General features: G+C 44.6%; 9 protein-coding genes and 1 pseudogene. 4 read left to right on the top strand and 6 right to left on the bottom strand.

Going from position 1 to position 8,905, the window contains the following annotated elements:
- Positions 1 to 65 precede the first annotated feature (65 nt).
- The gene (locus tag WS42_RS13580; RefSeq protein WP_286728669.1) at positions 66 to 1,046 is read left to right on the top strand and encodes a sensor histidine kinase; all 981 of its coding nucleotides are present in this window, start codon (positions 66 to 68) and stop codon (positions 1,044 to 1,046) included.
- Positions 1,043 to 1,732, top strand: a complete 690-nt coding sequence (locus WS42_RS13575) for a response regulator transcription factor (RefSeq protein WP_046451252.1) — start codon at positions 1,043 to 1,045, stop codon at positions 1,730 to 1,732. The genes WS42_RS13580 and WS42_RS13575 overlap by 4 nt, the downstream gene beginning before the upstream one ends.
- 57 nt (positions 1,733 to 1,789) lie before the next feature.
- Here the strand turns inward: WS42_RS13575 and WS42_RS13570 are convergent, their stop codons facing one another.
- The 5 genes from WS42_RS13570 to WS42_RS13550 all read right to left on the bottom strand — a co-directional run bounded on the left by WS42_RS13570 (position 1,790) and on the right by WS42_RS13550 (position 7,661).
- The gene (locus tag WS42_RS13570; RefSeq protein ID WP_046405575.1) at positions 1,790 to 2,818 is read right to left on the bottom strand and encodes a LacI family DNA-binding transcriptional regulator; all 1,029 of its coding nucleotides are present in this window, start codon (positions 2,816 to 2,818) and stop codon (positions 1,790 to 1,792) included.
- A gap of 18 nt (positions 2,819 to 2,836) precedes the next feature.
- The gene (locus WS42_RS13565) at positions 2,837 to 4,897 is read right to left on the bottom strand and encodes an HD family phosphohydrolase (protein WP_022161388.1); all 2,061 of its coding nucleotides are present in this window, start codon (positions 4,895 to 4,897) and stop codon (positions 2,837 to 2,839) included.
- A gap of 194 nt (positions 4,898 to 5,091) precedes the next feature.
- On the bottom strand, positions 5,092 to 5,967 hold the full coding sequence (fabD, locus tag WS42_RS13560; RefSeq protein ID WP_013613646.1) for an ACP S-malonyltransferase: 876 nt from the start codon (positions 5,965 to 5,967) through the stop codon (positions 5,092 to 5,094).
- 18 nt (positions 5,968 to 5,985) lie between these two features.
- Positions 5,986 to 6,612, bottom strand: coding sequence for a GTP cyclohydrolase I FolE (folE, locus tag WS42_RS13555; RefSeq protein WP_013613647.1), 627 nt, complete (start codon positions 6,610 to 6,612; stop codon positions 5,986 to 5,988).
- Positions 6,613 to 6,746: 134 nt separating this feature from the next.
- Positions 6,747 to 7,661 (bottom strand): hypothetical protein, encoded by a 915-nt coding sequence (locus WS42_RS13550; RefSeq protein WP_022161387.1) that lies wholly within the window; start codon positions 7,659 to 7,661, stop codon positions 6,747 to 6,749.
- On the opposite strand from WS42_RS13550, the gene WS42_RS15670 reads away from it, so the two are divergent.
- Together WS42_RS15670 and WS42_RS13540 are read left to right on the top strand one after the other, a co-directional pair.
- A complete protein-coding gene (locus WS42_RS15670) occupies positions 7,660 to 7,848 on the top strand; it encodes a hypothetical protein (protein WP_181574369.1) in 189 nt (62 codons plus the stop codon). The genes WS42_RS13550 and WS42_RS15670 overlap by 2 nt on opposite strands.
- A 406-nt stretch (positions 7,849 to 8,254) precedes the next feature.
- Entirely contained in the window at positions 8,255 to 8,464 is a 210-nt protein-coding gene (locus tag WS42_RS13540) for an ATP-binding protein (RefSeq protein WP_046405572.1), read from the top strand.
- A gap of 39 nt (positions 8,465 to 8,503) precedes the next feature.
- Here WS42_RS13540 and WS42_RS13535 read toward each other — a convergent pair.
- Positions 8,504 to 8,905, bottom strand: a pseudogene (locus WS42_RS13535) (hypothetical protein); the annotation flags it as partial.

Raw genomic sequence — 8,905 nt, 5'->3', positions numbered from 1 at the left:
GTCATAACTCAATCTGTTTTCTGTTACAAATTTATTCTTTTTATACGTAACTGTCAGATTAAGTCTTGACTATTACAGAAGCGGTTAGTTATATGTTGGAATTACAGGATAGTACGGGAAAGGTAATCGATGCTGTAAAGCAGGGGTTTAATAAAATTCCCCGGGGAAAAGAGGATTTTTCCATGCCCTTGGGATTATTGGAGAAGCATATTATTAGAGCTCGTTTCGGTTTACCTGTAGGGGTATTTCTTTATGATGAGTGGCCGATGGTTTTGTTTTTGGTAGCTTCGGCTTGGATGTTGGGATTGATCTTTTATTGGCAACACTATTTGGTACATAAAGAAAAGCGGATCCGGCAGCATGAGGAATTGAATATTCAGACTGTGAATCACGATATGAAGTCACCGGTTGGAATTGCCGGGACATACTTGGGTTTGGTGGACCGGGAGGGGATAAGCGGTTTGACTTCGCAACAGCAAAAAAATTTCCGGGTAGCGCAGGAAGCCATCGGACGTTTGGAAATTTTGGTAAAAAAGATGTCGGTAAAACTGGTGAATGAGAGGGGATTGGTATTGAACTATGAGGTATTTGAATTACCGGTATTGGTACAGGAAGTATGGAGAAGTATAGAAGGAGAGATTCCGGATCGGAAGGCAGTACGGTTTTCGGTTTTATGTAGGCTGAAGGGAGATCCGATGATTTGTGCAGATCGCTTGCAATTGGGACGTGCGTTGGGGAATTTACTCCAGAATGCGGTGAAATATTCCAGAGAAGAGGTCGGGATTGTGGTCGGATGTGTCCGAAAAGGGACGAGATTATGGATTTTTGTAAAGGATAATGGTTATGGGATTGAGAAAGCAGATCAGAAACATATGTTCGAGACGGGCTATCGTTCGCCTTCGGTGGAACGCAGGACGGAGGGAACAGGACTGGGATTGAGCTTTGTTAAAATGGTAATGTCGGCACATGGAGGAAGAATAGTCTACCGGACCCGGGAAGGAGGGGGAAGCCGTTTTGTCTTGATCATGAAAAGTAAACAGAGATGACAACGATTCATTTATTATATGTGGATGATGAAGAAAACTGGTTGAATGCAGTCGGACAGATCTTGCAAACCGGGGAGTTTGTCGTAGATACGGCCACTGACGGGGAAATGGCGTTGCAGAAAATGGCTGAACAGCGGTATGATATGATTCTGCTGGATGTTCGCTTGAAGGAAGAAAACGGTTGGGAATTGGTACGTAGATTTAAGCAGGTCCAACGGGAGGTGGCTGTGGTGTTGTTTACTTCGGATTATGAAGTGGAGAGGTTGACCGATGTTTTTGGGGTCGGTGTAGAAGATTATTTGGAAAAAAGCAGTGATATCGGGATATTAGCCAACCGATTAAAGGCCTTACATTATCGTTTTGTGAAAAGTCGGGAACAACAGGAGTGTTACCGGATTGCTTCCGAAGTATTTTTTCGTGTGAATGCCGGAATCTTGGTTGTAAAGGGGAAAGAACGTTATCTGAAATCGAATGAAGCTTGTCTTTTGAAGTTATTGTGTCGGAAAATGGGAACGGTGGTGAAGATCGAAGAGTTGTATGCAGGAATTTGGGGAAAAACTATACTCTTCGATTCTAAGGATAAAGCACTCCGGAATCTTGTATCAGAGTTGAGAAAGACCTTGGAAGGTACTGGGTTAGAGATTAGAAATAAACGATTTGCAGGATATTATTTGAAGGGAGAATAAAAAAACGGAAATTTATTCCCCCAGTCAGATTGCTGATTGGGGGAATATCGGTTCTTATTACATAAACGAGCGGTCGGAGGATTCGCGGACGATCAGTTCGCTGTTGATCACTTCTTCGCGGATTTGTGCATGTTTGGCGTCGAGGATTTGTTCGAAAAGAAGCTCGGCAGCCGTTTCGCCGATCTTTTCGGGAAATTGGTTGATGGTGCTGACCGAAGGGGTCATATATCGGGAACGTTTGCTGTTGGAGAAACCGAAAACAGCTACTTCTTCCGGTATTTTCAATCCTTTTTCTTTTATTGCTTCGATTGCTCCGATGGCCATATCGTCATTGATTCCGAAAATGGCATCCGGCATATTTTTCATATTCAATAACCGTTGAGTGGCCTCTTTGGCTGCTTTTACGGAGAAGTCTTCACATCTGACGATGTAGTCGGTATTGATTTCCAGTTTGTTCAGCGTCATGGCTTTCAGATACCCTTTCATCCGGTTCTTCCCGATAGAAAGTTGTTCCGGGCCGGTTAGCAGGGCGATTCTTCTGGCTCCGCCATGGATGAGATGTTGTACGATTTTGAAAGCAGCATCGGCATCGTCGGCAACGACTTTAGAGACATCCAGTTCTTTCGCAGTCCGATCGAATAATACCAAAGGCACGCCCATATCCTGAATCTGTTTGATATGTTCGTACGAAGTGGTGGCTTTAGAAATAGACAGAATGATTCCATCACAACGGTTGGCCAGAAATATATCGATGTTTTTCTTTTCTTTTTCGAAAGTTTCGTTGGAAGAAGCTACCAGTACATTGTATCCGTATTTATCGGCAACATCCTCTATCTTTTTGACAACGGTAGCGAAAAAGGTATTCACAATCTGAGGCACCACCACGCCGATCGTGTTACTTTTGTGAGTCTTTAAAGCCACTGCTATGGGATTGGGTTTGTAGCCCAGTTCTTTGGCCAGGGCCTGCACGGTTTTACGGGTTTGTTGGCTGATCTCAGGATTATCTTTCAGCGCCCGTGACACTGTAGATACAGAGATATTTAGTTTTTCTGCTAAGTCTTTGATTGTGATGGCTTTCTGTGTCATATTCCTAAGTTTTAATGTTTATTTTTTTTCTTCTTGTTTGAGTTTAGGATAAGCGATTCGGGAATGGTAGATGTTAGTCAGCATTTCGATAAATACCTTTTTCACCGTTGCAATGTCTTTAAAAGTGATGTCTGCATTGGCATAGCGCCCGTCCTGTAGTTGCCCGTCGATGATATTGTTGACTACTTTCGTGATATTTTCTTCGGTCTTGTCGACCAGCGTACGGGAGACTGCTTCTACGGCATCGGCCATCATGACTACGGCACATTCCCGGCTGACCGGATCCGGTCCGTCATAAGTGAACAGCGATTCGTCGATTTCCCGGTCAGGATATTTGTTTTTAAAAGAATTGTAGAAGTATTTTACCTTGCTTTTTCCGTGATGGGTACGGATAAAGTTGATAATACCTTCGGGCAAATTATACTTCTTGGCCATTTCGACTCCTTTACGGACATGGTCGATGATGTGCTGGGCACTGACATCGAATTCACACTGGTCGTGTGGGTTGATTCCTCCGCTTTGATTTTCGATAAAAAAGATCGGATCGAATGTTTTACCGATATCGTGATAAAGAGCACCGGTACGGGTGAGCAAAGGATTCCCGCCGATCCGGTAAATAGCTTCCTCGGCCAGATTGGCGACCATCAGCGAATGCTGGAAGGTACCCGGAGCTTTCTTGGTCAGGTTGCGCAAGGCCGGATGATTCGGATTCGAGAGTTCGATCAGTGTGATTTCGGAGGTATAACCGAAAATCCGTTCAAAGATATAGATCACCGGGTAAGTGAGTGTCAGTAGCAGGCAATTGATGGCCAGCCAGATCAGCGCAAACAAGTGGGTACCGCGGATCTCGCCTTCCTGGGTCAGGATAAAGGCCATATATACGAGTGTATAGGTGATAAAAATCAGAAATATAGACAGGATCAGCTGACTACGCCGTTGCAGGTGCGACAGACTGAATATGGCTACAATGCCGGCTGTGACCTGCATGAAAGCGAACATGTAACTGTTGGGGGCATAGTAGGAAATCAGCAGCGTACTGCTCAGCAGAAGATACAAAGCCGAACGGCTACCGATCAGGATGTTTACGATGATGATGAAAAACAATACCGGTACCGCAAACATATTGATACTCTGATGATATCCCAGACTACCGAGCATAATGGTGGCTAGAAATAAACCGTAAAGGAATATAAATTCCCGGTTGTTGTAGAAAATCCGTTTTTTGGAATAGTAGAAAAAAATGGAAAATACCAGCAGGGCTACCAGCACCAAAAGGAATTGACCGCCGATAGTCCGCATATAAGTTTCGGTAGATCCCAGATTATTCTGGTATTCGGTTTTGAGGGAATTCAGTATCTTTACCTTTTCGGGAGTAACCAGTTCACGCTTGGTGATGATAATATCGCCTTGTTGCACCATGCCTTCTGTGAGACTGATACTTTTCAGGTGGTTCAGGTGTTCGATCGTTGTTTTCGAGGCGTCGAATTCCAGGTTTGGCTGCAAATAGTTGTTCAGGTTCAGGCTTAGAATATTTTCCCGTACCGATTTCGGAAAATGGAGTTGGTCGATAGCCTGGCTTAAAGCCGAATAAGCCTTTTTCAAGGTATATACCTGATCGAATTCTACGGTATGCCCGATATTGTTCTCGACGATTTTAATGGTTTTTACTTTCCTGGCATCCAACTCTTCGGGCAATTGCAGGATGCCGGCCGTATAGATGTCTTTGAGCCGGTCGGTCAGTTTATTCAGGGAGCCGGAAGTCGTTTCATTGCGGAAAGCATGCAGGGCTGTCCTGAATTTACCGGTTTGCAGATCGGCCGTATTCGTATTTAAGATAAAAATCGGACTTTGTTCCTGTACTAATTTTTCCCGTTCTTCCTGTAATTCGTCTTCTGTTTTATGGATCGGAAAATCGAAAGGAGCCGTCAGGGTTTCGTATCTCCAGGGCATACCTTTTTGATATTCATACTGGAAACTACCGACTTTGGGGAATAAATATACCGTGATTACACAAATCGAGAGTATAATCAATAATCTGAAAAAGGCATTTAAACGACGTTTTAATTTTTTGTCGGACATAGAGGTACACAATAGCCATTATACAGGGCTAAAGATATGAAATTATTGGAGAAAAATCGGAAACCTTCGGAAATTTGTTTTGAGAGGAAAAAAGTACATTCAGTTTGCCGGGATTCATTTGTGCTTGTTGAGAAAACCTGAGGCTCTGTTTAGAAAAATTGTCTCAACGGAATCTCAGATTCTCTCAGTAATTTTTATTGAATACCGTTGGTCTCGATTTCGGTGCTGACCTTTTTAAGCAGGCCTTGTAATACTTTGCCCGGTCCGATTTCCAGGAAAGAGGTAGCTCCGTCGGCAATCATATTTTTCATGATCTGTGTCCATCTGACCGATGCGGTCAATTGGGCGATCAGGTTTTCCTGAATCTTAGCCGGATCGGTATAAGGTTGGGCATCTACATTCTGATAGATCGGGCAGACCGGGGTTGAGAAACGGGTGTTTTTAATGGCTGTTTCCAGTTCCTGGCGTGCCGGTTCCATCAACGGAGAGTGGAAGGCACCTCCGACTTTTAAAGGCAATACACGTTTCGCTCCGGCTTCGGTCAGTTTCTGGCAAGCGGTCTCGATCCCTTTGTTGCTACCTGAAATAACGATCTGCCCCGGACAATTGTAGTTGGCGGGAACCACCACTTCGTCGATCTCTTTACAGATCGCTTCTACTTTTTCGTCGGCCATTCCGATCACTGCGGCCATGGTAGAAGGATTGGCTTCGCAGGCTTTTTGCATCGCCAGCGCTCTGGCGTGTACCAGGCGTAATCCGTCTTCGAAAGATAAAGCTTTGGCAGCGACCAGGGCTGAGAATTCTCCCAGGGAGTGGCCGGCTACCATATCCGGGGTTTCGGTCAGCGAGTTGGCCAGAATCACGGAGTGAAGGAATATCGCCGGTTGGGTTACTTTGGTTTGTTTCAGGTCTTCGTCGGTGCCGTTGAACATCAGATCCGTAATGCGGAATCCCAATATTTCGTTCGCTTTTTCAAATAATTCTTTTGCTTCGGGTGAGTTTTCATACAAATCCTTGCCCATTCCTACGAATTGAGCTCCCTGTCCCGGGAAAACAAATGCTTTTTTCATACTCGTTTTGTTTATTTCTTAATGAAACTTATTACTGATCAGCCGGATGAATTCCTCCCGCGTGGCGAGTTTCTCGAATGCGCCGCTGAAGTCGGAAGTCGTTGTTACCGAGTTTTGTTTTTGAACGCCCCGCATCATCATACACATGTGCTGTGCTTCGATCACCACGGCAACGCCCAGGGGGTTGAGGGTGTTCTGGATGCAGTTCTTTATGTCGTTTGTCAATCTTTCCTGTACTTGCAGTCTTCTGGAAAAAGCTTCCACTACCCGTGCTATTTTGCTTAGCCCGGTGATGTATCCGTTCGGGATATACGCCACGTGAGCCTGCCCGATGAAAGGCAACATATGGTGTTCACACATGGAATAGATCTCGATGTTTTTCACAATAACCATCTGGCGGTAATCTTCTTTAAAAAGTGCCGACCGCAGAATTTCCTCCGGATTCTCGTGATACCCCCTTGTCATAAATTGCATGGCTTTTGCCACGCGGTAGGGAGTTTTTACCAAACCTTCCCTGTCGGGGTCTTCGCCCAGCAGTTTCAGTATTTCTTTATAATGGTAACTTAATTGTTCGGTCTTTGTTTTATTGTAGTATTCTACTTTGTGGTAGAATTCTTCGCAGTCGTCCAATTCCGTGTATTTCATTCAAACTCTCTTTTATATGCTTGATTTATCATTCGTGTCGGTAATGAAAAACCCGGTACAAAGTAAAATATAATAATCGAGAATTGAAAATCGGGAACAGGAATTTCATGGACCGGGTTTTTGTTCATGTTTTATCATGAATTTATTTTCACGTGGAAATATCGGCAGGCGGAGAACCTGGTGCCGGTTTCGTTGCAGAAGAAAATGTACACGTGCGCCTTTTTTCCGATGGATTCATCGAGGGTAAATTCTTCATGCAGCTCTCCGCGTCTTCCTTTTACCTGGCTGGCGACCCGGGGGATACGGGAATCGTTGTCATATAATACCCCTATTTGTAATCTGTCCGTTCCGGATACGGTTTTCCACATCCGTTCTTCTTGCCATGTGACCTTGAACAGAGGACCTTCCCCGCTTACTTTCAGATTCCTGGGGAGAGGTAAAGTGCCGTCCGTGAACATGAAATTCCCGAAATCGGCGATTTGGCCTTCCTCTCCGAAGCAATGGAAGTTTCTTGAGAAAAACACGTTCGGGGCGTGTCGTCCCACTGTTTTTGCTACGGCCCGCCAGATTTCGGGCGACACTTGTTTGGTAAACGTCATGTAAAAAACTTGTACTGCCTTGAAGCGTATCGCTACGGCCTGCTGTTTGGGGGTACGTCCCTCGGTTTCCCATTTCCGTTTTTTGCCGGGAATGGCATAACGCCGGACGTATGTGTTATTACCTCTCGTGTAAAAAATAAGGTTATTGTGTCTTCCTTGAAATTGTCCGTTGATAAAATCTTTGACTTTCATGATATAATACTTTAAATATTTGATAATGGTATTTATATAGACGACAGGGGGGCACTTCACTCCGTATGTCTTGTCGTCCGCATTGCAATAGGCGAGGCCTTCCATAGCCGTGTTCTCAAACGTGATTTTTGAAGTCGAAGTGTTGTACGTGGCGGTGATGTCCGGTTCCGTGAGCGATCCTTGTGCACATTGCAGCTGTTCGTAGTCCACGGTTAGCGTATCGTCTTCCAGCGTGCAAATACCCTTATTCAAGGACATGAAGGCGTTTGCCGGCGATTGTCCCCGCTTGCGTTGGAGAAATCCGAGTGTGATTGCCGGGGCAAGTTCCCGGGATAATTTAATCAATCTTCCGAACTTTGTCCGTTATGCAACGGCTGCCGGCGAATCAGAAATTTTCCCTGCAGACGAACTTTTGCGAGCCATATTTTCGCATTCGCGTATGTAGTAAGAGATCTTACCAATACTTCCCCGATAGCTATTTATCGGATCTGAAATGATTTTTGCCATAAAATAAAAATTTTAAGAATTGATAATCTGTTTCTCTTTCCAACTCACTTGGACGAGAGTAAGGTTTTGGCTTCCTCGTGAAGTTTGACCTTTACATGTAAAATTTTACTACGCGAGGGTTGGAATTTGCACTTTTACAAGAGAAAAAAATGCAGAAAAAAGAGAGATGTTTTGTAATGTGCAGATAAATAGGTGGTTAGTTTTCTGTTTTAAAGTGTGTTATCGAGTGATTAGTAGAAGAAATCTTCTATAGAAAAAAATTTATATAATATAATTCGTATATCAATTGTTATCACCTCTATTATCAGGCTAAATATGATGCATTTGTCATTCAAATTCAGCGCTTGCTGTCGGTGTTGGCGATTGCGGACGAGGGGGTGGTATTGAAAGAAATCAGGGAAATGACAGGACAAGAGAACGGGCAAATATCTCCGTATTTGAAAATGATGACAGATCAAAAAATCGTGGATAGAATGGTGAAAAAACAGCGAGGGGCGAAATACCGGATAATTGATCCGTTGTTCCGCTTGTGGCTGAATCGTAACGTGTTATAAACGGAGGGTTACCGAAAGTGTCCGGCAACTCCTCGTTTTTTACATCATCCCGCACAGCCGGGCGAGCAATTCCGGCGTGGGTAATTTCTCCGTGGCGCAATATTGGAAATGGCTTGTAAACAGCACCAGCGTACCTTTCAGGTTCGTTTCCAACAGGCAATCGTGGCTCACCCGCCCTGGGTGGTCAATCAACCCCGTGATGCGGCAGAGATCGCCGCAGGGGAGTGATTCCAGGTGTTCGAAGCGGTATCCCATCCAGATATTTTCATCTGTCTTTGCTTCCTTTCCCCAGAAACACCATGATCCTCTATTTTTTACCATGATCAGGCGTGGACGCACCACTTGCTCGATGAAAAGCTGGCTCAACCGCAAATTCCCGGCAACGAGTTCAAACCCTTTCGGGTCTTTGCAAAACTTCCACACGGTATTCTGATCCGTTTC

The sequence above is a fragment of the Odoribacter sp. N54.MGS-14 genome (genome assembly GCF_000980295.1).
GTDB classification, from domain to species: domain Bacteria; phylum Bacteroidota; class Bacteroidia; order Bacteroidales; family Marinifilaceae; genus Odoribacter; species Odoribacter splanchnicus.
The sequence above is the reverse complement of the archived record's forward strand: the minus strand, read 5'-3'. Positions and strand labels throughout refer to the sequence as shown.